Here is a 24,618-nt window from a genome sequence, read left to right on the forward strand (position 1 = left end):
TCCGGGGGTGCGTCGTGGACATCAACGCTGACCAGCCGATCTTCGTGATCTCGGTGGCAGCCGAACTGGCGGATATGCACCCGCAGACGCTCCGGCAGTACGACCGGCTGGGCATCGTCCGGCCAAGCCGGGCCCCCGGCAAGTCCCGCCGCTACTCGCAGCGGGACGTCAACATGCTGCGGCGAGTGCAGCGGCTGTCGCACGAAGGTGTCTCGCTCGAAGGCATCAAGCGGATCATTGACCTGGAGACCCAGGTGGCCGCACTGCAGCGCAGGGTGACTGAACTGACCGAGGAACTGGGCCGCCGTCGTGATCCCCTCGACTCGCGGATCTTCGCGGCCGGGGCCGCCGGCGATGTGGTGAGCCTCGCCCGCGGCCAGCGTCCCCGTGCTCGGTCGCAGGCTGTGGTGGTCTGGCGGCCCCGGGCGCTGGGTAAGTAGAGCAGCCGCATCAAAGACGAGTACCCACTACTCGTGACGGACCGGGCCGCTGCTGGCTTGAATGGAACCTGCAGCTGAGTCTCACAGCGCTGGTTTCAAGCCTTTGGGGGTGCATTGGAGTGTTCGCTTCGTCATTCATCATGTTCGCCGGTTCCTTACCGGGGCAGATCCTGCTTGCCATCGGGCAGACCGTAGTGGTGGTCTGCGTCTGTTTCGACATGGTCCGGGCCTTGTCGGTGCCGAGGTCGCACCGACGGTATGTGGCCTCCACCGTGTTCAGGACGCTGGCCATCCCGTCGATCGTGTCCACGGGTTCGAGCGTCCTGATCGGCGCTGTCACGTGGTCGTGGATGGACGTGGTGATGTCGATGTTCGTGATGGTGGCGATCATTTTCCGGCTTCACCACGATACCGATGAGGATAACTGGTGGAAGGGCAAGGGCAAGAAGCTCGCAGGCTGGGCCCGCCGCCAGTTCAGCTCCCGTACGGCCGCAGCGCCGGCGATGGGGTAGGCCCGTTCAGTAGCTTGCGGGGGTTCCGCCGTCCAGTTGCCTGCCGATCTGGCGGCGGCCCGGCAGCGTTCGACGGCGGCACGCACCTCGTCCGCAAAGCGGAACTCGTAGACGCCCAGGTCGTTGCTGCCCGTACCCGCCCGACGGGGCGCCACACGTCCTCGAGGCCGCCGCGGCAGGCGGGCTTGTGGTCGCTGACCTGTATGGACCCGACTGAGGTGTCCGTCAGCAGCCTGCCGCGCCAAAGAATTGGCCCTTGTCGCGCACCGTGAACCTGGCGTAAAGTTCTGGATCACAGAACAAATTTTCAACTATAGAACGTAAAATTCTATTATAGAACATCGCCTTGGCGACGCAGTGCCACACAACGAAGTGAGGACATCCGTGCAGTTCCACCATTACGGCTACGTATCCGGTGACCCGCGGGTCCAGCCGGCCGCCGGCGTCGGCATCGACCGGCCTGCCGAGCTTCCCGACGCTGTCGATGTGCTGATTGTCGGCACCGGCCCTGCCGGCATGGTCGCCGCAGCGCAACTTTCCCAGTTCCCCAACGTCACCACCCGCATCGTGGAACGCCGGGCCGGCAGGCTCGCCATCGGCCAGGCCGACGGCATCCAGGCGCGGAGCGTCGAGACCTTCCAGGCGTTCGGCTTCGCCGAGCGCATCACCGCCGAGGCATACCGGATAACAGAAATGGCGTTCTGGAAGCCGGATCCGGCGGACCACTCCCGCATCGTCCGCGCCGCCCGCACGGTCGACGACGAAATGGGCATCAGCGAGTTCCCGCACCTGATTGTCAACCAGGCCCGTGTGCTGGACTATTTCGCCGAGTTCATGGCGAACTCGCCCACGCGCATGGCCCCGGATTACGGCTTTGAGTTCCGCAGCCTCGAGGTCACGGGCGAAGGGGAGTATCCGGTGATGGTGACCCTTCTCCACACGGCCGGCCCGGACGAAGGGAAGGAGCGGGTTGTCCGCGCCAAGTACGTCGTGGGCGCGGATGGCGCACGCAGCAAGGTCCGCGAGTCGATCGGCTGCCACCTGGCCGGCGACCAGGCAAACCACGCCTGGGGAGTCATGGACGTCCTGGCAGTCACCGACTTTCCGGACATCCGCACCAAGTGCGCCATCCAGTCCGGCGCAGGCGGCAGCATCCTGCTGATTCCACGCGAAGGTGGCCACCTGTTCCGCATGTACGTTGACCTCGGCCAAGTTGACCCGACGAACCACGGCGCCGTTCGGAGCACCACCATCGAGCAGATCATCGCCAAGGCGAACGAGATCCTCCACCCCTACACCCTCGATGTGCGCAACGTCGCGTGGCACAGCGTCTATGAGGTCGGCCACCGCCTCACGGACAGGTTCGACGACGTCCTGCCGGAGGAGCGCGGTACCCGTACGCCCCGCGTCTTCATCACCGGTGACGCCTGCCATACCCACAGCGCCAAGGCCGGCCAGGGCATGAACGTCTCCATGCAGGACGGCTTCAATCTCGGCTGGAAACTCGGGCACGTGCTCGAGGGCCGCAGCCCGGAAAGCCTGCTGGCCACGTACTCGGCCGAGCGCCAGGTGGTGGCGAAGGACCTCATCGACTTCGATAAAGAGTGGTCCACGCTTATGGCCAAAAAGCCTGAGGAGTTCGAGGACCCCACGGAGCTGGAGAACTTCTACGTCAGCACCGCCGAGTTCCCTGCCGGCTTCATGACCCAGTACGCGCCCTCCATGCTGGTCGCCGGGCCGAAGTACCAGGATCTCGCCACCGGCTTCCCCATCGGCAAGCGCTTCAAGTCCGCGCCCGTCACGAGGGTCTGCGACACCAACCCGATGCACCTGGGCCATCACGCCACGGCGGACGGCCGGTGGCGCATCTATGTCTTCGCTGACGCGGCTTCGCCCGGAACGGAACAGCAGGCCCCGTCGCCGGCCACGGACTTCGCCGAGTGGCTCGCGAACTCGCCGCATTCGCCGCTGTCCGCAACGCCGTCGGGAGCTGACCGCGACGCATGGTTCGACGTGAAGGTGATCTACCAGCAGGACCATACGAACATCGACATCAACGCAGTTCCATCGGTGTTCAAGCCGCAGGTGGGCCCGTTCCGGCTCACCTACCTCGAGAAGGTCTTCGGCACTAACCCGAACGCCGACATTTTCGAATTGCGCGGCGTGGACCGCGGCGGTGTTGTGGTGGTGGTGCGACCGGACCAGTACGTGGCCAACGTGCTGCCTTTGACGGCGACGGCGGACCTCGCCGCGTTCTTCGCGCCGCTGCTCAAACGCCGTCACACGGCCGGTCAGCCGCTGACAGTCTGAACCGCCCGGTAGTCGGCGGCGGCGTACACGCCGAGGATCCGCACCTCGGTGGTGAAGAAGTCCAGCTCCTCCAGGGCGAGGCTCAGCGGCAGGTCCTCCGGATGTCCCTCCACATCGGCCATGAACATCGTGGCGGAGAACTCGTTGCCCACCATGTAGCTCTCCAGCCGGGTCATGTTCACGGCATTGGTCGCGAAGCCGCCCAGCGCCTTGTAGAGCGCTGACGGGACGTTACGTACGCGGAATACGAAACTGGTCATTGCCGGTCCGGGGAGTGAATCCCGGGCCGGCAGTTCCTTTTCGCGGGCCAGGATCACAAACCGGGTGGTGTTGGAGGGGTCGTCCTCCACCCGGCTGGCGAGCACCTCCAGTCCATAGAGCTCTGCCGCGAGCGGGGGAGCGAGGGACAGTTTCGTGGGGTCATTCCATTCCCGCACTTCCCGGGCGGAACCTGCGGTGTCGCCGGCAATGACCGGGCGCAGCCCGGCGTCGCGGATGAGGCGGCGGCACTGGCCCAGGGCGTGGATGTGGCTGTGGACTTCGGTGGCTGCCTCGATGGTGCTGCCGGGGATCCCCATCAGGTCGAAGTGGATGGGGAGGAAATATTCGCCCACGATCTGCAGCCCGGAATGCGGCAGGAGCGTGTGGATGTCCGCCACGCGGCCGGCAATCGAGTTCTCGATCGGGATCATGGCAAGGTCTGCAGCGCCGCTGGCCACCTCTTCAAAGACATCTTCGAAGCTGGCGCAGGGGACGCTTTCCAGCTCGGGGAACATCTGCTTGCACGCAATATTGGAGTTGGCGCCGGGCTCACCCTGGTACGCAATCTTTTGGGCCATGGTCCGTATGGTGTCACGTGCGCGCCCGCCCGCCCAACTGGGTAGCAGCTGATGCTGTTTAGAGGGCTCAAAACGACATCTGCTGCGACCCAGTTGGGGTGGAAGTCACGCGGGGGTGACGCGGAGCCAGAGGTACTGGTGCGGGGCCAGGGTGATGCCCTCCGCGAGGCTGAGCGGCGCATCCGTGAGAAGTTCGACGGCGGCAGCCGGGAAAGCGGAGAACGTCACCGCAGGAAGGTGCTGCTGCCCGTCGCTGAAGTTCGCGAGGACAAGGACTGTGCTGTCCTCGCCCGGGCGCTGGTAGCCGAGGACTCCCGGGGCGTTCGTGTGGAAATCGACGAGGCGTGTTCCGGCCAGCTCGGGCGTCCCGGCACGCACGGTGATCATCTTCCGGAGGCCCGCAAAGATGGCCCCCTCGGGTGTGGAGGGGTCGTTCCGGCGGGCATACTGCTCCGCCGGATAGTGCGGCCGGTGCACCCAGCGGCTGTCCGCCTCATGGCCGTCCTCCATGGCGTACTGATAGTCGTTCAGCTGCCCCACCTCGTCGCCGAGGTACAGCAGCGGGATGCCTCCGGTACTGAACGCGACCGAGTGGGCCAGCAGGATTCGTCCCACCGCGTGATCCGGATCGTCCTCCAGGCCGCAGAGGGAGGCGGTGGTCCCGGAAATTCGGCAGTCACCGGTGCGGGGATTGTCCTGGAACGGCACGCCCTGGGCAAAGCTGCCGGGGTGCCGGTTGACGTAGAACGCGTTGAGGAACCGCCGGTGGTCATAGCCGTTGATGCCCAGCTCCGCCGCGTCCTCGTCGGCGAACGTCCAGCCGATGTCGTCGTGGCTGCGGACGTAGTTCACCCAGGACGTGCCGGCGGGGATGTTGTGCCGCCGTTCGAGCGCCTGCGACAGCAGCGAGACGTTGCGCGTGGCCAGGGATTCCCAGATGAGGGCCATCTGGAGGGGGTTGTACGAAAGCTGGCACTCGGCCGGATCGATATAGAGCGCCACCTCGTCGGGGTGGACAATGGCCTCGGACTTGAACAGCAGGGAAGGCGCCGCGAGCCGGCATACGGCGTTGAAGGCGCGCAGCAGCAGGTGTGCCTCGGGAAGGTTCTCGCACGGCGTGCCCAGCTGTTTCCAGATGAAGGCAACGGCGTCCATCCGGAGGATGTCCACGCCCTGGTTTGCCAGGAACAGCATCTCGCCGGCCATGGCACGGAACACGGCAGGGTTGGCGTAGTTCAGGTCCCACTGGTACGTGTGGAACGTCGCCCATACCCACCGTCCGTCCGGGAGCGGAACAAAGGAGCCGGCGTGGTCGTCGGGGAAGATTTCGCGGACGGTCTGCTCGAAGGCGTCGGGCATGGTCCGGTCCGGATAGATCCAGAAGTAGTCGCTGTATTCCGGGTCGCCTTCCGCTGCCCGCCGCGCCCAGTGGTGCTCGTTGGACGTGTGGTTGAAGATGAAGTCAACAACCAGGCTGATGCCGTTCTCGCGGAGCTCGGATGCCAGCGCGCGCAACTGCTCCATGGTGCCCAGCCTGGGGTTGACCTCGCGGTAGCTGGAGACGGCATACCCGCCGTCGGAGAAGGGCTCCGGTGCAAGGAACAGCGGCATCAGGTGCAGGTAGGTCAGTCCGAGTTCCTTAAAGTACGGGATCCGGTCGCGGACGCCGTCGAGGCTGGCGGCGTAGCGGTCCACGTAGCAGACCCCGCCGAGCATCCGGTTGGACTGGAACCAGTTGCTGTCGCCCTCGCGCTCGGCGTCCAGTGCCTTCAGGCCCGCAGGCCGTTCCTGCCAGGAGCGGGCACACTGCAGGACCAGGGCGCCCAACTGGTCCTGCCAGTCCTGCCGTGTCCCGTACAGCGAATGGAACAGCCGGCACAGTGCAGGGAAGTGAGCGTCCAGCCGCCGCTCAAAATCCTGCCAGTCCGGATCCGCTGGCTGGATGCCGTCAGCGGCCCCCAAAACACTCAAAACATGCTGCCTGGCAGCCTCTTCCACGTCGACGGTTTCACGCATGGAGCCAACTTATCAGCGGCACTGCCGCCGTCGCGGATCGGCCGAAGGCGTCACCAGCGGTCCGATCAGCCCAACGCCAGGCGCATGGACACCTGATACCGGTCCGAACGGTACGTCGAGATGGAGTACTCAATGGGTGTGCCCGGCTCGTCGGCCCCGGTAAAGGACCGGCGTTTGAAAAGCAGGACGGGTGACCCCGGCACAATGTCCAGCAGGGCAGCCGTTTCCTCCGACGCCGCCGCGGCCTCCACGGTTTGTTCCGCCTGCTGGACCGGGTGCCCGGAGGCCGCCAAAGCACGGTACAGCGAGCCGGTCAGGTCGGAGGAGAGCAGGTCCGGCAACAGGAGCGGCGGCAACCAGGACTCATCCACGCTGACCGGCGCTCCGTTGGCCAGGCGGAGCCGCCGAACCTGGTAGGCCGGCTGGTCCGGAGCCAGCCCCAGGTGCTCGGCGGCGGCCGCGGGCGGGAGTGCCGTGGAGACGTTGATGACCCTGGTGCTGGGCTCAAAGCCGGCCTGGCGCATGTCCTCATTGAACGAGGCCAGGTGCAGGGTGGACCGAACCAGCCCGTGCGAGACGAACGTGCCCTTCCCTTTGATCCGGACCAGCGCGCCGTCCTGCACCAGGTCCGAGATGGCCCGGCGGACCGTGATCCGGGAGACCCCGAACTGCTCCTCCAGCTGGCGTTCACCCAGCAGGGCATCGCCGGGCCGCAGCGTGCTGGACACCAGGTCCTGGAGCTGCCGCCGCACCCACACGTGTTTCAGTTCCCCTGCCGTATCCATGATTCCTATTTTCGGGGAAGATCGAACAGGTGCCCGCCTGCTTCCACCCGGCCGCCGGAGGCCGGAGCGTCGATGGCGTCCGCCGCGGTGTCAAGGATCACCACGGGGCTGCACATGCTGAGGTCCTTCGACCGGACCAGGGTGACGTCCACCGTGATCATCGGATCGCCCGCACGAACCTGGTCGCCCTTCTGGGCGATGACCGTGAAGCCCTCGCCCTTCAGGCCCACGGTGTCGATTCCGACGTGCACCAGGACGGCAGGCCCGGACGCATGCTGCACGATGTACGCGTGCGGCATGACCTTGACCACCTTGCCGTCCAGCGGTGCGACGGCAGTGACCACGCCGGCGTCGTCGTCGGGAATCACGGCCGCTCCACCGCCCACGAGCCCCTTGGCGAATACAGGGTCCGGCACTTCACTGAGCGGGATGCGCCGGCCGGGCAGGGGCGAGGCGACGCTGACGGCCTGCGCGGGTGCTTCCGTGCTCACATCAGGTCCTGGATGTCTTCGGCGAGGCTCTCGGCTTCCGGGCCCACAACCACCTGGACCACCGTGCCGGACATCATGACGCCGTGGGCGCCGGCGGCCTTGAGGGCGGCCTCGTCCACCCGGCCGGCGTCCACCACTTCGGTGCGCAGGCGGGTGATGCACCCTTCGATCTCTTCGACGTTCGATGCGCCGCCAAGGGCGGCGAGGATGATTTCTGCTTTGGACATGTCCACTCCCGATATTGGTAAGCGGTGAAAGGCGGCGGTTCCAGAAGCCATTTTGGAGCTTGAGGTTGACAACTGAGGCCGATGCCCTTCACAGTGATGGTTGTCACTGGTTATAACCAGTTAGCTAGACTCTACTGAATCAAGCATCCCCGCACAAGCACCACCTTCTTCGAGACGAGGAACACCATGACCACGGAAAATCCCGCAGCGGGCGCCGCGGCGCCGGGCAAAACCAAGGGCAGCGGCAAGGCACTGCAGAACATGCAGCGCTTCGGCCGCAGCCTCATGCTGCCCATCGCTGCACTCCCCGCCGCTGCACTCCTGCTGCGCCTTGGCCAGGACGACCTGCTGGGCAGGTTCGAATCCCTGACCACGGTCGCCCAGGTCATCGGCGCCGCCGGCGGCGCCCTGTTCGAGAACCTGCCGCTGCTCTTCGCCGTCGGCATCGCCTTCGGTTTCGCCAAGAAGGGGGACGGATCCACGGCCCTCGCCGCCGTCGTCGGTTACCTGGTCCTGACCAACGTCTTCAAGGTGATGGCGCCGCTGGTGCTGGGCGCCGCCCCGGAGGGCGGGGAGGATCCGGTCATCAACTACGGTGTGCTGGCCGGCATCGTGATGGGCCTGACGACGGCGCTGCTCTGGCAGCGCTTCCACCGCACCACCCTGCCGGACTGGCTAGGATTCTTCGCCGGCCGCCGGCTGGTTCCCATCATGACGGCCTTTGCCGCGATCTTCATCGGCGTGGTCATGGCCCTGATCTACCCGTATTTCAATACCGGACTGACCGCCGTTGGCAACACCGTGGCGGACAACACCGTGGTGGGCAGCGGCGTCTACGGCACCCTCAACCGGCTGCTGATCCCGCTGGGACTGCATCACATCCTGAACTCCATCGTCTGGTTCATCATCGGCGACTACAACGGCGTCCACGGTGACCTGAACCGGTTCTTCGCCGGAGACCCCACCGCCGGCGTCTTTATGACCGGATTCTTCCCCATCATGATGTTCGCGCTGCCCGCTGCTGCCGTGGCCATCTGGCAGGAAGCCAAGCCGTCACAGCGCAAAATCGTTGGCGGCGTGATGCTCTCCACCGGCCTCACCGCCTTCCTCACCGGCATCACTGAACCGCTCGAGTTCTCGTTCATGTTCGTGGCCTGGCCGCTGTACATCGTCCACGCCTTCCTGACCGGAACGTCCATGATGCTGGTCAACTTCCTGGGCATCCACCACGGATTTGGCTTCTCGGCCGGGGCCATCGACTACGTCCTCAACTTCGGCATCGCCCAGAATCCGCTCTGGCTGATCCCCATCGGGCTGGTCTACGCCGCCATTTATTACGTGGTGTTCCGCTTCGTGATCCGCCGCTGGAACCTTCGCACCATGGGACGCGAAGACGAAGCCGACGAGAACGGCTCCATGGCCAAAGCCGATGCAAGCTGAGATATCGCCGGCCCGGGGCAGCGGCGACGGCGGCGGGGTGGGGCTGCGGGGCCGCCTCGTCACCGGCGTCCCCGGCGAAGGCGTGATCGACGACGGCACCGTGGTGATGGCCGGCGGGACCATCCAGTGGTGCGGCCCGACGTCGGACCTGCCGGACAGTCTGGGCGCCGACATCCGGCGGGTGCCGCTCATCCTGCCCGGCCTCGTGGACGTACACTGCCACGGTGCCGTGGGGCACACCTTCTCCACTGACGTGGAGGGGGCCCGCCGGGCCGCCGCCCATCACGCCGCCCAGGGCACGACGTCGGTCCTCGCCTCGCTCGTCTCGGCGCCGTCGCAGGTGCTGCTGGAGCAGATCGCGGTGCTGCGGGAACTGGTGGCGGACGGCACCCTGGCCGGCCTGCACCTGGAAGGGCCCTTTATTACCAAAAGCATGTGTGGGGCACAGGACCCTGCCGCCATTATCGACGGTGACCCGGCGCTCCTGCAGCGGTGGCTTGAGGCGGGGCGCGGCACGGTGCGGTCACTGACCCTGGCCCCCGAAACCCCCCATTTCGCGGAGCTGGTACGCCTCTGCCGGGACTTCGGGGTGGTGCCTTCGCTGGGCCACACCGACGCCACCGCGGGGCAGACCCGGGAAGTCCTGGCCGGCGTTCCTGGTGAAGGGGCCGGAGCAGCCGAATCGGCCCAATGGTCGGCCACCCACCTGTTCAACCGGATGCCGCCCCTGGGCCACCGGGCGGCCGGGCCGGTCGCCGTGCTGCTGCAGGCCGCCGAGCAGTCACCCGGGCAGGTGGTCCTGGAACTGATTGCCGACGGCGTGCATTTGGACCCGGAAATCGTGCGCATGGTCTTCAACCTGGTGGGACCGCGCTCGATTGCCCTCATCACGGATGCGATGGCTGCGGCGGGAATGTCCGACGGCCACTACACGCTCGGCAGCCTGGACGTGCTGGTCCGGGACCGGGTGGCACGGCTGGCACCGGCTGGAGGTAGCGGCTCCGTGGAAGGGACCGCCGGCGGCGCGGACGGGGAAGAACCCGGCGCGATCGCGGGGGCCACGAGCTTCCTGCTGGAAAATGTGCGCCGCTGCGTCGGGTGGGGAATCCCCCTCGCCGACGCCGTGGCGGCAGCTTCGTCCACTCCGGCCCGGCTGACAGGCCTCGACCGGGGCGGCTTGGACCGGCCGGACGGCACCCGGATCGGCGCCATCGCCGCGGGGTACCGGGCGGACGTCCTGGTGGCCACCGAAGAACTTGAACTCGTGCAGGCCTACCGTGCAGGCACACCACAAACGCAGGAAAGGAATGACCGTGCAGATAGTTCTGTGTGAGTCCGTTGATCACGTAGGGGCCCGGGCGGCCGACATTATCGAGGCCAGGGTCCGGCAGGGTCCGGCTGTCCTGGGCCTTGCCACTGGTGGCTCCCCGAGTTCCACTTACCAGGAACTGATCCGGCGGCACCGCGAGGAACAGCTCAGCTTCAGCCAGGTCACCGGCTTCACCCTGGACGAGTATGCCGGCCTGCCGAAGGAACATGGGCAGTCGTACTATTCCACCATCCGGCGCGAGTTTGTTGACCATGTGGACCTGCCGCTGGAACGGCTTTTCACCCCACAGGGGGACGCGGCTGACCTGGTCGCCGAAGCTGAACGCTACGACGCAGCGATTGCCGCCGCCGGAGGAGTGGACATCCAGATCCTGGGCATCGGGGCGAACGGCCACATCGGCTTCAACGAGCCCACTTCGTCCCTGGCGTCGCGGACCCGGGTGAAGACCCTGGCCGGGGCCACCCGCACCGACAACGCCCGGTTCTTCCCCGACGGCGACGTCCCCCGTCTCTGCCTGACACAGGGATTGGGCACCATCCGCGAGGCGAGGCTGGCGGTGCTGGTGGCCATGGGCGAGAACAAGGCCGCAGCCGTCCAGGCGATGGTGGAGGGCCCGGTCAGCGCCAACTGCCCGGCCTCGGTGCTGCAACTCCACCGCCGGGCTGTGATCCTGCTGGACCCCGCGGCCGCGTCCGGGCTATCCATGCTCGAGTACTACCGGGAAGCCCAGGAGTTCAACGACCAGCTGGGCCAAACCCCCACCAGGCCGTGGATGCAGGATCCGCTGCTCCAGCAAAGCTGAGCGTGCATCCGGGGCTTGACCGCGTACACCTGCCTTCACGGCGCAGCATTGCGGACAAGCTTCGGATCTGTTTGGCGGGTCAGCCGTTGACCCGGCCCGGGTCCCGTACGCGGAGGCCGGCAAGTTCGCCTCGCCGATCTACGGCGACGCGGGCGGCGGTCCGCTGCCCGCGCCAAGCGAGGCTTCCGGCCAGCAGCAGCAGCAGGGCAAGGACTGCCGCGGCGGCCGCCGTGGCAGTCCAACCCCCGGGCCATTGTCCGGTGATGCCCATGAACGCCGGGACCGTGGCCGATGCCTGGCTCGTAAGGACAAGGGACCAGCCGGTGAGACGCCTGAGGCGCGCGAAGCCCAGTGCCAGCTGGAGGAAGAACAAAAGCCACAGGTAGGCCCAGCAGAGCCAGAGAACCGCCAGGAGCGGATCCTCCCCGGACCAGGCCACGGCGAGCAGGAGGCCGCACCCGCCCACCATTCCGCAGAACCAGCCAAGGCCCCGGGAGCCGAGTCCCAGCAGGAAATCCAGGCCAACATAGACGTAGGTCAGCCCGAACAGGAACATGCCGCAGGCCCCCAGCAGCACGTCCAGTTCGCCCTCGTCCACAACTCCTGGCGGAATGACGCCAGAAGCGGTGGTTGGAAGGGAGACGGCCAGATAGGCAACGCCGAGTATCAGCTGGATGCCCCCGACAACCAGGCTGAACACGGCCGTGTCCCGCCGCGGCAGCAGGTCCAGCGCCGCGAGGCCGTTGAGCAGGAGCGCGGCTCCGGAGAGAAGCAGGCAGATGTACGCCATCAGGAAGCCTTCCCGTGGCCAGATCCCAAGCACAGTTTTCTCGGGTTGTGGAGTTTTGATGTCACATTACGGAGATTAGCGGACGTCCTCCGTACCGCGTACCGGGCGTCAGTCGCAATCGGTTAGGTTGGAACGAACCACGCCGGACTGCCAGAGTTCCCAGGCGGCCGTCCACGTTGGGCTGCGAGGCAAGGAGAGATTCATGGATGCACGGCTGGAAGCAATCAGGGACACCGTACTGGCGAGGAATCCGGGCGAAGCGGAGTTCCACCAGGCAGTGGTTGAGGTGTTCGAAAGCCTTGGCCCCGTCCACGACCGGCACCCTGAATTCCTTGAAGCCGCGATCCTGGAGCGGCTCTGCGAACCCGAACGGCAGATCATCTTCCGGGTCCCGTGGACCGACGATACCGGACGGGTGCAGATCAACCGAGGATTCCGGGTGGAATTCAACTCGGCACTCGGCCCCTACAAGGGCGGCCTGCGTTTCCACCCCTCCGTGAACCTGGGCATTGTGAAGTTCCTGGGATTCGAGCAGATCTTCAAGAACGCCCTCACCGGCATGCCCATCGGCGGCGGCAAGGGCGGTTCGGATTTTGACCCCCGTGGCCGCAGCGACGCCGAGGTCATGCGTTTCTGCCAGTCGCTCATGACCGAGCTATACCGCCACATCGGCGAGTATACGGATGTGCCGGCCGGCGACATCGGCGTCGGCGGGCGCGAAATCGGTTACCTCTTCGGCCAGTACAAGCGCATCACCAACCGTTACGAATCCGGAGTCCTCACCGGCAAAGGCATGTCCTGGGGCGGTTCGCTGGTCCGGCCCGAAGCCACCGGCTTCGGCACAGTGATCTTCACGGAGGAGATGCTGAAAACCAGGGGGGCGTCCTTCGACGGGCAGCGGGTGGTGGTTTCGGGTTCCGGCAACGTGGCCATCAATGCCATCGCCAAGGCCCAGACCCTGGGAGCCGCCGTCGTGGCCTGCTCGGACTCCTCCGGCTACATCGTGGATGAGGCAGGAATCGACGTCGGGCTTCTCCGCCAAATCAAGGAAGTGGAACGCGGACGCCTCAAGGACTACGCGCTGCGCCGTTCCGGCGTTTCCTATGTGGAGGCCGGCTCGGTATGGGATGTCGACGCGACCGTGGCGCTGCCGTGCGCCACGCAGAACGAGCTCGACGGCGATGCCGCCGCGAGGCTGGTCCGCAACGGCCTGCTGGCCGTTGGCGAAGGCGCCAACATGCCCTCCACACGAGAAGCCGTGGCCGTCTTCCAGGAAGCCGGGGTGCTGTTCGGCCCGGGCAAGGCCGCCAACGCTGGCGGCGTGGCGACGTCGGCGCTTGAGATGCAGCAGAACGCCAGCCGGGACTCCTGGTCCTTCGAGCACACGGAACAGCGGCTCACGGACATCATGGTGGGGATCCACCACCGCTGCGCCTCAACCGCTGACGAATACGGCGAGCCCGGCAACTACGTGCTGGGCGCCAACATCGGCGGCTTCGTCAAGGTGGCTGACGCCATGCTCGCGCAGGGGCTGATCTAGGGTCTACGCCAGTCGTCCGTTGTGGCGCTCGGGGCTCAATTCCTGACGCGGTACGTCATCAGGACGCAGCCGCCGTCGATGGTCCGGGACTCCATCAGTTCGAGGGCCAGGCGGTGCCTCTGGCGGAAGAAAGGGACACCCGAGCCGAGCAACACAGGATGCACGTTCAGGCTGACTTCATCGATTGCGCCGGCCTCGAAGAGCGAGCCTGCGAGCTGACCCCCGCCCATCAGGCAGATGCCCTTGCCTGGCTGCCGTTTGAGCGCTTTCACGAATCCGCCCGCATCGGTGGAGACGAGCTCAACTCCAGGCGGCGCCTCGGTCAGGGTCCGCGAGAAGAGGTAGGTGGCAACTGACGGAATTCCGCCGCCGTCGTGGCCGGATCCGGTAGAGGGCTCCGCGCCAGACGCACCGCCCATCCCTTGGGCTGCCGCGAACTCCCAGGTTTTCCGGCCCATCAGGACAGCATCCACGGTGGACCAGTACTGGCCCGTGACCTCTTCCACGTCGGTGCTGAAGTGGAGCCAGTCGATGGCACCGTCCTTGCCTGCGATGAAACCGTCAAGGCTGCAGGCTGCGCCATAGGTCACGGTCCGCATTCTTCTTCCTTTCGCTCCCAGGCCCCGTAAAAAACCTTAGGCACACGGCACCGGGTTGGCTATGACCAAGGCTTGTCCGGCAATGGGATGGGCAGGGCGCCCCGGGACTGAAACGTTGATTTAACCGGGCGGAAACCCACCGCGAAACTGCCGCCATACAGTGGGACCACACGGCAACAAGTGGCCTGCGATGGACGTGGTCGTGGTTCCGCTTCCCTCCCGTCGGAGCGGCTCTGACGGGCAATTTCCGTTCTCTCTTCGCATCACGAAAGGGGTTTCCCATGGATTCGGGAAATGTCGCTTGGATTCTGGCCAGCTCTGCGCTGGTTTGTCTGATGATCCCCGCCCTGGCGCTGTTTTACGGGGGCATGGTGGGGTCTCGTCGCATTCTCAACATGATGATGATGTGCTTTGGCGGTGCCAGCCTGGTGGCAGTGCTCTGGGCGCTGTTCGGTTACTCGATGGCCTTCGGAAATTCGGTAGGCGGCCTGGGGCTCATCGGGGACATTACGGAATTTCCCGGGATGGGGCAGCTCCTGGCCGAGGATGAGGCAGCATCCATTCCTGTGGTTCTCTTCGCGGCATTCCAGCTGTTCTTCGCCTGTGTCACCACGGCCCTGGTGGCCGGAGCGGCAGCCGGACGCATGAAGTTCGGTGCCTGGATGCTGTTTGCCGGAATCTGGGCAACCATCGTCTACTTCCCCATTGCACACTGGGTGTTCGCCTTTTCCTCTGAAGACGGCAGCGTTGCCGGGGGCTGGATCGCGAGCGGCATCGAGGCGATCGACTTCGCCGGCGGCACGGCCGTGCACATGAACGCCGGTGCAGCGGCCCTGGCGTTGGCGCTCGTCCTGGGTAAGAGCTCCGGCTGGCCCAAGATGGAGCACACCAAGCCGCACAGCAGGCCGCTGGTGCTCGTTGGTGCCGGACTGCTCTGGGTCGGCTGGTTCGGCTTCAACGCCGGCTCCGCGCTCGCCGCCGGCCAGTCTGCCTCCGTTGTCCTTCTCAACACTGCAGTGGCGGCGGCTGCCGGGCTCCTCGCGTGGGCGCTGGTTGAGCGGCTCCGCAACGGTGCTGCCACCAGCATGGGCGCGGCGTCCGGCCTGATCTCGGCCCTGGTGGCCATTACGCCGGCATGTGGCGCTGTGGCCCCCCTTGGCGCACTTGCGGTTGGTGCCATCGCCGGTGCCGTCTGTTCCCTGGCCATTGAACTGAAGTTCCGCCTCGGCTATGACGATTCACTCGACGTCGTGGGTGTCCACCTGGTGGGCGGCATCCTCGGCACCCTGCTGATTGGCCTCTTCGCCACGGACGCCGCACCCAACGGGGTGAGCGGCCTGTTCTACGGCGGCGGCGTTGAACTGCTGGGCGTCCAGGCGCTGGCCACGGTCACAGTCCTGGCCTACTCGTTCGGCATCACGTGGATACTGGCCAAAATCCTGGATCGGATCATTGGCCTGCGGATCAAGCCCGAAGACGAAATGCGCGGGATCGACCTCGCAGCGCACGCGGAGTTCGCCTACCTCACCGATGAAGATCCCGTGGAGCTGGGTTCGCCCCAGCGCCCCTGATCTCCGGAGCGTCCTTTATCCCCTGAAACAGTCGGGGTGTCAGACGTTGGTACAGACGAGGTTGCCGTCGTGGACCTCCAGAACTGCTGCCCGGATATGGCTGAGGTGGGTCTGGGGGTCCGCGGTCATGCCGTCGATGTCCTCGCCGTTCCAGTAGGGGTGCGTGAAGTACACAATCAGCGCGCGCTCCTTGCCATCGACCGCGTCCAGTGGCACAACGTCTGCGTGCCGGCCCACTACTGGACCGCCGTCGGCCGTTTCGGGAGCAGTCAGGATGAGGCCGTCCAGGTATTCCTGCCGGGTCCAGCCTCCTGAGGCGTCCTCCGACCGGTAGATGGCCTGCCCCCGCCACTCGTCCACGATCATCCAGAACCGGCCCTCCAGTTCGAACACCTTTGGTCCTTCGTGCGGGCGCCCGGGAATGGTCAGTCCTTCAAGAACCCACGACGACGGATCGGCAGGTGTGCTGCTCACCGCGCTGTAGGTATTGGATCCGCGGGCCTCGTCCTTGTACCAAAGCCGATACTGGCCATCGCCGCACCGGGCCACTGCTGCGTCGATGGCGCGCGGGGAGTCGAGGTCAACAGCCCCGAGGTACTTCCAGCTGACCAGGTCCTGGCTGGCGAGCTGGACGATGGATGCATTGCCGGTCCAGTCGGTCCGCACCCCGCCAAGGACCGTCAGGTACATGATCCATTGGTCGCCGATTCGGACGACGTCGGGCGCCCACAGTGTTGCGGGCAGCTCAGTCCCCGGTGGGACGAGCCCGGCCACTGTCCCCTGGTATGCCCATGTCAGGCCACCGTCGGAAGAGCGGGCCACCCCGATTGCGGTGCCGTGTACCCACTCGACGCCGGTCAGGCCGGGTTCTGCTGCCCGGCGCTGGGTGTAGAAGAGTACCCAGCCGCCGGTCAGGTGGTCCGGCACCAGGATGGGGTCCGTGGGGCCGTCCCAGGCGGGATCACGGTAGGGGGTCTTGAAGGCGTCCGGGCTGAGCGGCGTCACTGCGTGCGCTGTCATGTCACGGGTTGATTCTAAGGCGGTAGCTTCGGTGTGCATGGGGAATCTCCATGTGGACGGGCGGTCAGATTTCCGTCCAGCATATGCAGGAAAGTGCTTTCCCGCAGCGTACTCGTATGCCAGTTCAGTGGGTGGGGCCTCAAGTGTACGTTCGCGTGCAATTGCGGAGAGGCGTCGGCAAGGGCCTCAAGTGTACGTTCGCGCTCAGTCGGTGAGCAGGCTCAGTCCTTGAACAGGCCCGCCAGGTCCTCAGCAGTGATCGAGCCGCCGGAGAGTGCGTCGCCTTCCATCACGTCCGCGAACAGCTGCGACTTCCGTGCCTTCAAAGCCATGACCTTTTCCTCGATCGTGTCCTTGGCCACCAGCCGGTACACCATCACATTCCGCGCCTGGCCGATCCTGTGCGTGCGGTCCACTGCCTGCGCCTCGGACGCAGGGTTCCACCACGGGTCCAGCAGGAACACATAGTCTGCCTCGGTCAGGTTCAGGCCAAAGCCGCCGGCCTTCAGCGAAATCAGGAACACCGGCGCACTGCCGTTCTTGAATTCATTGACGACGTCGGTACGGTTCCGGGTGCCGCCGTCGAGATAGCAGAACTCGATCTTCTCCTCCACCAGCCGTTCCCGGACCTTGCCCAGGAAGCCGGTGAACTGGCTGAAAATCAGTGCCCGGTGGCCCTCCGCCACCAGATCCTCGAGCTGCTCAAAGAGGACATCCAACTTGCTGGACCGGACCCCCGAAAGCGATGGATCCACCAAGGACGCGTCCAGGCTGAGCTGCCTCAGCAGGGTCAGGGACTGGAAAATGGTGAAGCGGTTCTTGTTCACGTCCTCGATCAGGCCGAGGATCTTTTGCCGCTCACGCTGCAGGTGCGTCTGGTACACCTTCTGGTGCCGCGGGTTCAGCACAACCTCCAGGATCTGCTCCTGCTTGGGCGGCAGGTCCTGGATGACCTGGTCCTTGGTGCGCCGCATCATCAGCGGACGGACCCGACGGCGGAGCTTCTCCAGCTGCGCCTTATCGCCGTTCTTTTCCACCGGCTTCTGGTAGTACTCGGCGAAGCGCTTGGGGCTCGAGAACAGGCCCGGCGCCACGATGGACGTCAGGGCCCAGAACTCCATGAGGTTGTTCTCCAGCGGGGTGCCGGTGATGGCCAGCTTGAACACTGCGGGGAGTTTCCGGGCGCACTGGTAAGCCTTGGACTGGTGGTTCTTCACGAACTGGGCTTCGTCGAGCACCAGGCCCGCCCAGGTCTTGGAGGCGTAGGAATCGTAGTCGATCCTGAAGAGGGCGTAGGAGGTGATCACGATGTCTGCGCCGCCCAGTTCAAGGTCCGCGTCCTGGCCATTCTTGGCAAAGGTCTCACTGACCGTTCGAACCGTCAGGCCGGGCGCAAAGCGTGCGGCCTCCGCGGCCCAGTTGCCCACGACGCTGGTGGGGGCAACCACCAAAAAGGGAGTGCCGCCGTCGGGCGCGGGGGTTCCGGAGCCCACTGAGGTGCCCGCCGAAGCGCCGTCAGCGGGCGCACTGTCAGGCGCCCCGCTTCCAGACGCGGAGCCGGCCCCAGGGACGGCCCCGTCAAAAAAGACAGGCCCATGCTCCTTCGCCGCGCACATCAGTGCCAGGGCCTGCACGGTTTTGCCCAGGCCCATGTCATCGGCGAGGACCCCGCCCAGGCTGTGTTTGTACAGGAAACTCAGCCAGTTGAAACCCTCAAGCTGATAGGGCCGCAGTTCGGCGTTGAGCGAGGAAGGCAACGGCAGCCCGTCGATCCCGCCTTCGAGCAAGCCGCCAACCGCGGAGCGCCAGGCCGCGGCCTGCTGGTCCACGATGCCCAGGTGCGCGAGCTCGTCCCAGAGCCCGGCCTGGAAGCGGCTGATCTGCAGCGGGGCGTCCTTGTTGTCCTGCAGCGAGCGGGCCTCCTCGATCAGGGCCCGCAGTTGGTGCAGTTCCGGCAGGTCCAGCGAGAAGTAGGCGCCGCTGGGCAGGAGCATCTTGGTCTGGCCGGCCGCCAGCGCAGAGAACACGGCGGCGAAGGAGACCGGCTGCCCCTCGAGCGAGATCTGGATGCCAAGGTCGAACCAGTCGCGCTGCTCGGTGGCCTTGGTGGAGATGGAAACCACCGGCGCTTCCTCGGCCTCGCGGTAGTCGGCGATGTCACCGGCGGTGTCCACAGCCACGTCAGGGGCCTGGCGCAGCACGGGCAGGACGTCCTCGGTGAACGCCAGTGTGTCCAGGCCGCTGAGCTCCACGGACGCGGCCAGCCGGGGAGTGCCCCAGCCGGCGGTGGCCGACTCGCCCAGGGCAGGAACAACGTTCCACGGCTGGCCGATGCCCTCCAGGATGCGGGCCTCGGCGGTGTCGTCGCGGTAGCCGTGGTCGCCGGGGTGCCGCCACAGCGGCTGGGCCGTGACCAGGTTTCCGGTCTTGTAATGCCACTCCCAGTGCAGCCGGACCCGGTGGTCGGCGCCGTAATTGGCCAGCAGCGACAGGGTAGGGACGGCCAGGGCAGGCAGCTCCACCGATTCGTCTTTCGCCGTCACGCGGGCGGCCTGCTTGAGTTTCGGGTAGAAACCGGTGAGGAATCGGGTCTCGTCCCTCGCCGGGATGTGGAGGGTGCTGCCGGCGGTGACGAATGTCAGCAGTTCCTCGCTCAGCCCGCTTTCCAGCGGAGCCAGCGTGATCACGCTGTCCGCGGGCACTCCGGGCAGCGTTTCGCCGCCCGTGGCCAGGCCGCTGGTCAGGAAGATGCCGTGCGCCGGCCGGCCGATGGTCCCCACCGACGCCGGATCAACCTCTTCCCCCTCCACGGTGATGGTGGGCGCGAGCTCCAGCCCGCCGTCGTCGTCCGTTGTTACCGCAGCAGAACCCGGGGCGTCGCCACTCACGGGAGAGCCATAGCGGCTCAGATTAAGCCCGACGGCGGCGGGGGACTCCGCGAGCCGCACCGGCTCAGTGCCGCGGCTGTGGACCAGGGCAAGGCCGATCTTCTTGGCGTCGGCGAGCAGGCCCCACATGTTTTTCCCGGCGAACGTGTTCAGGCCCAGCCACAGTGCGGAGGAGTTGTGCAGCCGGTTGGCAGCGGCAGTGTGCGCGGCCAGGAACGTCTGCATCCACTCGATGTGCGCCTCGTTGCATTCGCGGCGGAAGTTCAGGTAGCTGAGGGTGTTCCAGGAGACGTCGCCGCGGATCCACTTCCCCTTGGTCCCCATGATCACCGGCCGGGCCTTCAGCTGGCGCACACTGCGCAGGGGGTCGCGGCGGCCTGTGTAGGAGAAGTGCGGTGCGGGTTCCTCGACCTCGAACTGGAGGGCCAGCGGGATGCCGTTGCTGGACTGCGTGATGCCGGGCTGGGAAATAAGCGGGCTCAGGGCCTGCTCCCAGTCGGCCAGGTCCAGGCTGGAGGGCTGGCGGGAGAGCCGGGAAACCTCGGCCGGGGCCAGGAGCTGGACGCGGATGGCGGGGCTGTCCTCGGCGGCGAAGAGCAGCGCGGCCACGTGCTTGCAGTCCTTGCGGACAGGGCAGCTGCAGACGCCAACGGTGCAGCTCCAGCCGCCCGTTTTCCGGACCAGCTTCGCGGTGGTGGAGTAGGGAACGTCGGCGCCTCCCCGGACTTTGCCGAGCATCAGCCCGGTGGCGGCGTCGAAGGAGATCCCGGAAACCCGGCTGCCCATGGCATACGCCAGCCCGGCCGCGAGGGAGCGGTCGTTGATAGCGGGTGTCTGTATTGCCAGTGCCGCACTCTCGTCCGGTTGGGATGGCATGGTGCGCGCTACTTTCAGCTGGGCACGGTGGGCCCGTGTCCGATCAATGGTTATCTGATCCATCTTAGTTCGCCGGAACGGGCGCCCAAACTTCGCCTGACGTTCACCTGAGCCTCGACCGGGCGCGCACCCCGTCCACGTAGCGTGAAAAGTGTTCCGAGCACCACCCGCTTTCAGCCGTAAGGATTACTAATGACCGCGAGCCAGCAGCCCGTCGTTCTGACCACCGGCAGCATCGAAGCAACCGATGAGGAGGTCGTGGACGCGAACGTCCTGGTGGTTGATGCCATGCACCGGGAACTGCTCCAGACTGACGAAATGTCCCCGGTGGCAATCCGCAGCTACTACGTGGACTTCTACCTCACCCAGTCCCTGGAGGGCGGCTTCGCGCAGTACGTCTTCACCTCCCTTGACCGGGACGAAACGGACACCCTGGTCCGCGAGGGCATGGCCGGCATGGGTGCCACCGCCCACCTGGACCTGTTCAACCGGACCGTTGAGGCGTTCGATGACCTGTCCGAGGAGGACGTCGAGCGCTACCTCGACGGCGCCCTGGACGACGACGAGGAACCCACCGAAGGCGTGCGCGCCATGGAAGAGCTCGACGGCGAGTTCGAGGAGCTCCTCGAAACCGAGAACATCACCGCCCTGAACGCGGCGTGGCTCCGCGGACAGGATGGGCTGCTGGCGCTGGACGACGAGCAACTCACGGCGCACATCGGGCGTCTCGTGGCCCTCATCCCCGACATTGCCGAGCGCCGGGCCAAGGCCGACGCCGACGCGCTGGAGGATGCGCCGGACTTCGAAATCATCATCCGCGAGCTGTGCAACATCGCCGGCTACGCCCTGCAGAAGATCACCATGGGCGACCCCAACTACCTGCACAACGGCGGGAAGACGCTGGCCTGGCACTTCAGCACCGATCACGGCGACTTCATCATGGTCGAAGACGACGACGAAGCCTTCATGATCGACCCCGGGACCCAGGAAATCGTCGCCGCCGTCGAGTTTGCAGAGGCCGACGGCGAGATGGTCGACGCGTAGGGACCCTCGCTGCGGTCGCGGGCCGGGTCGGCCCGGCTGGGTCCGCAGGAGCCTGCTCCGGTGGGTGCGGGTTCGCCGGGCTCGCCGGAAGCGTGCCGGGGCGCGGGAAATTTCCCGCGATCCGGCACGCTTCCGGCATTTCGACGGCGGGGGTCGCCGCAGGATCGAGCCGGGACCCCGCCGTCGTGCTTGAGTTAGCGGTTCTGCTCCAGTGCCGCAGCCAGGATTTCCAACAGTTCCTCGTCCACCTGGTCCGCGGAGGTGAGGCGGACGCGGCGGTCAAAGGCGTCGCCGGCGCGGACTTTCACTGCTTCCAGGCGGCCCACAGCAGTGGCGTCCAGGCCCAACGCGTCCCGGCGCCGGGCGTCCAGCCGCAGTGCCACATCCACAGCGCTATTCGTGGCCCGGGTGACCTGCGCGAACTTGCGCCTCGTGCTGTGCAGCGAGACGTAGCCCTTGCGCATCTGGATCTCCACGCCGTCGGTGGCGGAAGCCCAGGCGAGGATGGCGTCCGCGATGGGCCGCAGCTGCGGGTGGTTGGCGTACTGGCCGTCGATCAGCTCGTCGGCGTCCCGGAGCATAAATTCCGGGTAGCCGAACAACTCCCAGGATACGGCGTACTGCGCGTAGCCCGTGACGCCGTGCTCATCACGCATCCAGGCGCGGAGCTGGGCGTCGTTCTGCATCCCGGCGGCGCGTGCTTGTGCGGCCCAGAAAGCAACGTCCTGGCCGGTCTTCCGCAGCAGCAGCGCCTGGTTGCTCTCCACCATTGCCTGCCAGGTCCTGGCGGTCTTCCGGGGCTCCTGCGTATTGGGCATGGTCCGATCGTAATGCCGGGTCCCGGACCTTGTTGAAGGAATTTTTGGCGCACCCGTAACTTTTCCGTTCCGGCCGGCGATGTAGGTGGTGATGGGTTCCCCACGGAACCGGATCTGAATTGTTCCCTAAGTTTTGGAGTGTCTCTATGTCGTTGTTCACTGTTCTCGCCACCAGCAAAGTCGCAGCCGGAGTACTGGCAGCAGGCACCCTGGCCGTCGGCGGAACGGGCGTTGCCGCCGCAACCGGTGCCCTCCCGGCGGAAGCACAGCAGACAGCCCACGAGCTGCTCGGCGCCCCGGCACCACAGCTGGCAGCAGACGCCAACGAGTCGGCAGAAGCCAACGCTTCCGGCAGTCCAGCAGTGACCGGCGAAGCAGCCGTGTCCGGCGACGAAGTTGCTGCAGAAGCGAACGCGTCCGCAGCAGCCGAAACCGCAGTGGATGCCGCCGGTGCCGCAGCATTCGGCCTTTGCACCGCCTTCACTAACGGCGGACTCAACGCAGGCTCGGAAGGCTTCGCCTCGCTGGTCATCGCCGCTGAAGGCGAAACCAACGTTGACGCCTTCTGCGCGGACGTCATCGCGCAGGGTGCCGCTTCCGCTGACGCCGCCGCCACCGCAGAGGGCTCCGCCGCCGTCAAGGCCGAGCGCCCCGAACTTCCCGCTGTCCCCGCAGTGCCCGCAGTGCCCGCAGTTCCCGCCGTTCCGGGTGTCGACGGCGAGCCTGCAGTTCCCGCCGTTCCGGCTGTTCCGGCCGTGCCCGCCGAGGCCGGGGACGTCGTGGACGCCGCCGCCGTTTCGGCCCGCTAGGACCCGGTCGGATAGTCTGGACTGCGGGAAACGGCCCCTTCGGGCCGGATTTCCCGCAGTCCGGGACGCCGTTCGAGAGGCAGTCCACATAGGGCAAGCCCGCAGGGCAGTCCACACAGGCAGCGGAACCGTCCGCTCCGGAAACCGGGATGCAGTGGTCCACCGCCCGGGATGGAGGAGCCACTGGTGCTAGACACTTTGGCCGAAGAAAATATCCAGATATTCGCAGACACAGCCGGCGCTGATCCGGCCGTGCTGTTCGGCGCTGTCTACCGCACCTTTTCCGGCGCTGTGCTGGGCTACCTCAAAGCCCGCGGCGTGGACGATCCCGAAGCTGTCACCCAGGACGTGTTCCTGGCGTTCTACCCGAAGATCGGCGAATTGACCGGCGGGCTGCAGGGCGCCAAGTCACTGGTCTTTTCCATCGCCCACGCCCGGATGGTGGATTACTACCGGCGGGTGGCGCGCAGGCCCGACTTCACGCCGTACGACCCCCTGCAGGACGGGCGGAGCACCGCTTCGGCGGAAGACCACGCCCTGGGCCACGCCGCCGGCGGTGCAGCCGATTTGCTGGAAGGCCTGTCCGAGGACCACCGCGAAGTCCTGGCACTGCGCGTTGTGGCCGATCTTTCCATCGAACAGGTGGCCGGCATCATGGGCAAGTCCCAAGGTGCCATCAAGCAGCTGCAACGCAGGGCACTGCAAAACCTCAAGGACCAGACTCTTAGAAGAAACCAGGCAGATCATGAGTGACACCGCAGGCGCCCGCAACGAGGGTACGGTCGACAGGCTGCTCCACGAAGCAGGTTTTGACGACGACGTTGCGCTCCGGTCCGCTCTCTTGGAACTCCGCAGCCTCGACGCCGGGCACCCACAGGCTTCTGCCGCCGTGGCAGCGCTGATGGCGCCCCCGGCAACGGCGACCCAGCCGGCAGCCGCGTCACAGGCAGCCGTGTCACCCGCAGCCGCTCAGCCCGTAACCGACGAGCTGGCAGCCCGGCGCCGTGCCAAGCGCAGGATCACTTTCACCACGTTGTCCCTGGCTGCGTCCCTGGCAGCAGGCGGAGCAGTTGCCGTTGCCTCAGACCAGGGCATCCGCGATTCCATCGGCCAGCTGCACCACGCCGTGTCGTCGTTCGTGGCCACAGCGGGTGCAGGTCCTGCCCCCATGCCGGTTCAGGCCCCCGCTCCTGCCCCGGCGCAACCGGACTCTCCAGCATCTGTGCCGCCAGCGCCCGCCGGCACGACGCCAGCCACGGCCGCTCCAGAATCCGGGCCCAGCCACGCTCCGCAGCACACGCCCGCTCCCACGAATCCCGCTGCCGTTCCCCTGCCGGATCTCCCCGTGCCCGACGATGTCACGCCGGGTACTCCAGGCGGACCGCTGAACGGCGAGGGACAGCCCCCAACACTGCCTCTGCCCGCCACACCTCCGGTCCCGGTGCCCGGCGTTCACCCCTAGCAGGCGGAA

The 24,618-nt window shown here is 66.3% G+C and carries 22 protein-coding genes; 12 read left to right on the top strand and 10 right to left on the bottom strand.

Annotation, left to right across the window (positions count from 1 at the left end; all coding sequences use genetic code 11):
• Positions 1-14 precede the first annotated feature (14 nt).
• The 3 genes from AU175_RS12445 to AU175_RS12455 all read left to right on the top strand — a co-directional run bounded on the left by AU175_RS12445 (position 15) and on the right by AU175_RS12455 (position 3,262).
• Positions 15-440 (top strand): heat shock protein transcriptional repressor HspR, encoded by a 426-nt coding sequence (locus tag AU175_RS12445; protein ID WP_066289257.1) that lies wholly within the window; start codon positions 15-17, stop codon positions 438-440.
• A 140-nt stretch (positions 441-580) separates the two neighbouring features.
• The gene (locus AU175_RS12450; RefSeq protein ID WP_066289260.1) at positions 581-952 is read left to right on the top strand and encodes a hypothetical protein; all 372 of its coding nucleotides are present in this window, start codon (positions 581-583) and stop codon (positions 950-952) included.
• A 384-nt stretch (positions 953-1,336) separates the two neighbouring features.
• Positions 1,337-3,262 carry an FAD-binding monooxygenase gene (locus AU175_RS12455; protein WP_066289263.1) on the top strand — a complete coding sequence of 642 codons (1,926 nt, stop codon included), beginning with the start codon at positions 1,337-1,339 and terminating at the stop codon, positions 3,260-3,262.
• Here the strand turns inward: AU175_RS12455 and AU175_RS12460 are convergent.
• From AU175_RS12460 to AU175_RS12480, 5 genes are all read right to left on the bottom strand, one after another.
• On the bottom strand, positions 3,244-4,101 hold the full coding sequence (locus AU175_RS12460; RefSeq protein ID WP_066289265.1) for a prephenate dehydratase: 858 nt from the start codon (positions 4,099-4,101) through the stop codon (positions 3,244-3,246). The genes AU175_RS12455 and AU175_RS12460 overlap by 19 nt on opposite strands.
• Before the next feature lie 105 nt (positions 4,102-4,206).
• Positions 4,207-6,117: an alpha-amylase family glycosyl hydrolase gene (locus tag AU175_RS12465; protein ID WP_066289268.1), complete on the bottom strand. Its 1,911-nt coding sequence runs from the start codon at positions 6,115-6,117 to the stop codon at positions 4,207-4,209.
• A 65-nt stretch (positions 6,118-6,182) separates the two neighbouring features.
• Positions 6,183-6,902: a GntR family transcriptional regulator gene (locus AU175_RS12470; RefSeq protein ID WP_066289270.1), complete on the bottom strand. Its 720-nt coding sequence runs from the start codon at positions 6,900-6,902 to the stop codon at positions 6,183-6,185.
• Between the two features lie 5 nt (positions 6,903-6,907).
• Positions 6,908-7,393, bottom strand: coding sequence for a PTS sugar transporter subunit IIA (locus AU175_RS12475; RefSeq protein ID WP_066289272.1), 486 nt, complete (start codon positions 7,391-7,393; stop codon positions 6,908-6,910).
• Positions 7,390-7,620 (bottom strand): glucose PTS transporter subunit EIIB, encoded by a 231-nt coding sequence (locus tag AU175_RS12480; protein ID WP_066291036.1) that lies wholly within the window; start codon positions 7,618-7,620, stop codon positions 7,390-7,392. The genes AU175_RS12475 and AU175_RS12480 overlap by 4 nt, the downstream gene beginning before the upstream one ends.
• Before the next feature lie 186 nt (positions 7,621-7,806).
• On the opposite strand from AU175_RS12480, the gene AU175_RS12485 reads away from it, so the two are divergent.
• The 3 genes from AU175_RS12485 to nagB are packed head-to-tail and all read left to right on the top strand — an operon-like array spanning position 7,807 to position 11,192.
• Positions 7,807-9,060 carry a PTS transporter subunit EIIC gene (locus AU175_RS12485; RefSeq protein WP_197497092.1) on the top strand — a complete coding sequence of 418 codons (1,254 nt, stop codon included), beginning with the start codon at positions 7,807-7,809 and terminating at the stop codon, positions 9,058-9,060.
• Positions 9,050-10,393 (top strand): N-acetylglucosamine-6-phosphate deacetylase, encoded by a 1,344-nt coding sequence (locus AU175_RS12490; protein WP_197497093.1) that lies wholly within the window; start codon positions 9,050-9,052, stop codon positions 10,391-10,393. The genes AU175_RS12485 and AU175_RS12490 overlap by 11 nt, the downstream gene beginning before the upstream one ends.
• Positions 10,374-11,192 (top strand): glucosamine-6-phosphate deaminase, encoded by an 819-nt coding sequence (gene nagB / locus AU175_RS12495; protein WP_066291047.1) that lies wholly within the window; start codon positions 10,374-10,376, stop codon positions 11,190-11,192. Before AU175_RS12490 ends, nagB begins: the two co-directional genes overlap by 20 nt.
• A 79-nt stretch (positions 11,193-11,271) precedes the next feature.
• Here the strand turns inward: nagB and AU175_RS12500 are convergent, their stop codons facing one another.
• Positions 11,272-11,982, bottom strand: a complete 711-nt coding sequence (locus tag AU175_RS12500; RefSeq protein WP_066291049.1) for an AmiS/UreI family transporter — start codon at positions 11,980-11,982, stop codon at positions 11,272-11,274.
• A 202-nt stretch (positions 11,983-12,184) separates the two neighbouring features.
• Between AU175_RS12500 and gdhA the strand changes: the two genes are divergently transcribed.
• Positions 12,185-13,522, top strand: a complete 1,338-nt coding sequence (gene gdhA / locus AU175_RS12505) for an NADP-specific glutamate dehydrogenase (protein ID WP_066289275.1) — start codon at positions 12,185-12,187, stop codon at positions 13,520-13,522.
• Positions 13,523-13,557: 35 nt separating this feature from the next.
• Here the strand turns inward: gdhA and AU175_RS12510 are convergent, their stop codons facing one another.
• Complete coding sequence (locus AU175_RS12510; protein WP_066289278.1) at positions 13,558-14,121, bottom strand: dihydrofolate reductase family protein; 564 nt, start codon at positions 14,119-14,121, stop codon at positions 13,558-13,560.
• Positions 14,122-14,402: 281 nt separating this feature from the next.
• Between AU175_RS12510 and AU175_RS12515 the strand changes: the two genes are divergently transcribed.
• Complete coding sequence (locus AU175_RS12515) at positions 14,403-15,692, top strand: ammonium transporter (RefSeq protein ID WP_066289281.1); 1,290 nt, start codon at positions 14,403-14,405, stop codon at positions 15,690-15,692.
• 39 nt (positions 15,693-15,731) lie between these two features.
• Here the strand turns inward: AU175_RS12515 and AU175_RS12520 are convergent, their stop codons facing one another.
• Positions 15,732-16,712 carry a glycoside hydrolase gene (locus AU175_RS12520; protein WP_066291052.1) on the bottom strand — a complete coding sequence of 327 codons (981 nt, stop codon included), beginning with the start codon at positions 16,710-16,712 and terminating at the stop codon, positions 15,732-15,734.
• 221 nt (positions 16,713-16,933) lie between these two features.
• A complete protein-coding gene (locus AU175_RS12525; RefSeq protein ID WP_066289284.1) occupies positions 16,934-20,476 on the bottom strand; it encodes a DEAD/DEAH box helicase in 3,543 nt (1,180 codons plus the stop codon).
• A gap of 192 nt (positions 20,477-20,668) precedes the next feature.
• On the opposite strand from AU175_RS12525, the gene AU175_RS12530 reads away from it, so the two are divergent.
• The gene (locus AU175_RS12530; RefSeq protein WP_066289286.1) at positions 20,669-21,520 is read left to right on the top strand and encodes a DMP19 family protein; all 852 of its coding nucleotides are present in this window, start codon (positions 20,669-20,671) and stop codon (positions 21,518-21,520) included.
• 194 nt (positions 21,521-21,714) lie between these two features.
• On the opposite strand, the gene AU175_RS12535 is transcribed toward AU175_RS12530, so the two are convergent.
• Complete coding sequence (locus tag AU175_RS12535; RefSeq protein ID WP_156642294.1) at positions 21,715-22,338, bottom strand: DUF5655 domain-containing protein; 624 nt, start codon at positions 22,336-22,338, stop codon at positions 21,715-21,717.
• A gap of 146 nt (positions 22,339-22,484) precedes the next feature.
• Between AU175_RS12535 and AU175_RS12540 the strand changes: the two genes are divergently transcribed.
• From AU175_RS12540 to AU175_RS12550, 3 genes are all read left to right on the top strand, one after another.
• On the top strand, positions 22,485-23,147 hold the full coding sequence (locus AU175_RS12540; protein WP_066289298.1) for a protein tyrosine phosphatase: 663 nt from the start codon (positions 22,485-22,487) through the stop codon (positions 23,145-23,147).
• A gap of 186 nt (positions 23,148-23,333) precedes the next feature.
• The gene (locus AU175_RS12545; RefSeq protein ID WP_442855299.1) at positions 23,334-23,900 is read left to right on the top strand and encodes an RNA polymerase sigma factor; all 567 of its coding nucleotides are present in this window, start codon (positions 23,334-23,336) and stop codon (positions 23,898-23,900) included.
• Positions 23,893-24,609 (top strand): hypothetical protein, encoded by a 717-nt coding sequence (locus AU175_RS12550; protein WP_066289302.1) that lies wholly within the window; start codon positions 23,893-23,895, stop codon positions 24,607-24,609. The genes AU175_RS12545 and AU175_RS12550 overlap by 8 nt, the downstream gene beginning before the upstream one ends.
• Positions 24,610-24,618 lie beyond the last annotated feature (9 nt).

It is taken from the genome of Arthrobacter sp. B6, from assembly GCF_001663775.1.
Classification (GTDB): domain Bacteria; phylum Actinomycetota; class Actinomycetes; order Actinomycetales; family Micrococcaceae; genus Arthrobacter.

Coding starts and splice junctions, on each gene's coding strand:
- AU175_RS12450 (WP_066289260.1), top strand. CDS start 581: ATGTTCGCCGGTTCCTTACCGGGGCAGATCCTGCTTGCCATCGGGCAG.
- AU175_RS12460 (WP_066289265.1), bottom strand. CDS start 4,101: ATGGCCCAAAAGATTGCGTACCAGGGTGAGCCCGGCGCCAACTCCAAT.
- AU175_RS12465 (WP_066289268.1), bottom strand. CDS start 6,117: ATGCGTGAAACCGTCGACGTGGAAGAGGCTGCCAGGCAGCATGTTTTG.
- AU175_RS12470 (WP_066289270.1), bottom strand. CDS start 6,902: ATGGATACGGCAGGGGAACTGAAACACGTGTGGGTGCGGCGGCAGCTC.
- AU175_RS12480 (WP_066291036.1), bottom strand. CDS start 7,620: ATGTCCAAAGCAGAAATCATCCTCGCCGCCCTTGGCGGCGCATCGAAC.
- AU175_RS12485 (WP_197497092.1), top strand. CDS start 7,807: ATGACCACGGAAAATCCCGCAGCGGGCGCCGCGGCGCCGGGCAAAACC.
- AU175_RS12490 (WP_197497093.1), top strand. CDS start 9,050: ATGCAAGCTGAGATATCGCCGGCCCGGGGCAGCGGCGACGGCGGCGGG.
- AU175_RS12500 (WP_066291049.1), bottom strand. CDS start 11,982: ATGGCGTACATCTGCCTGCTTCTCTCCGGAGCCGCGCTCCTGCTCAAC.
- gdhA (WP_066289275.1), top strand. CDS start 12,185: ATGGATGCACGGCTGGAAGCAATCAGGGACACCGTACTGGCGAGGAAT.
- AU175_RS12510 (WP_066289278.1), bottom strand. CDS start 14,121: ATGCGGACCGTGACCTATGGCGCAGCCTGCAGCCTTGACGGTTTCATC.
- AU175_RS12515 (WP_066289281.1), top strand. CDS start 14,403: ATGGATTCGGGAAATGTCGCTTGGATTCTGGCCAGCTCTGCGCTGGTT.
- AU175_RS12520 (WP_066291052.1), bottom strand. CDS start 16,712: ATGACAGCGCACGCAGTGACGCCGCTCAGCCCGGACGCCTTCAAGACC.
- AU175_RS12525 (WP_066289284.1), bottom strand. CDS start 20,476: ATGCCATCCCAACCGGACGAGAGTGCGGCACTGGCAATACAGACACCC.
- AU175_RS12530 (WP_066289286.1), top strand. CDS start 20,669: ATGACCGCGAGCCAGCAGCCCGTCGTTCTGACCACCGGCAGCATCGAA.
- AU175_RS12535 (WP_156642294.1), bottom strand. CDS start 22,338: ATGCCCAATACGCAGGAGCCCCGGAAGACCGCCAGGACCTGGCAGGCA.
- AU175_RS12540 (WP_066289298.1), top strand. CDS start 22,485: ATGTCGTTGTTCACTGTTCTCGCCACCAGCAAAGTCGCAGCCGGAGTA.
- AU175_RS12550 (WP_066289302.1), top strand. CDS start 23,893: ATGAGTGACACCGCAGGCGCCCGCAACGAGGGTACGGTCGACAGGCTG.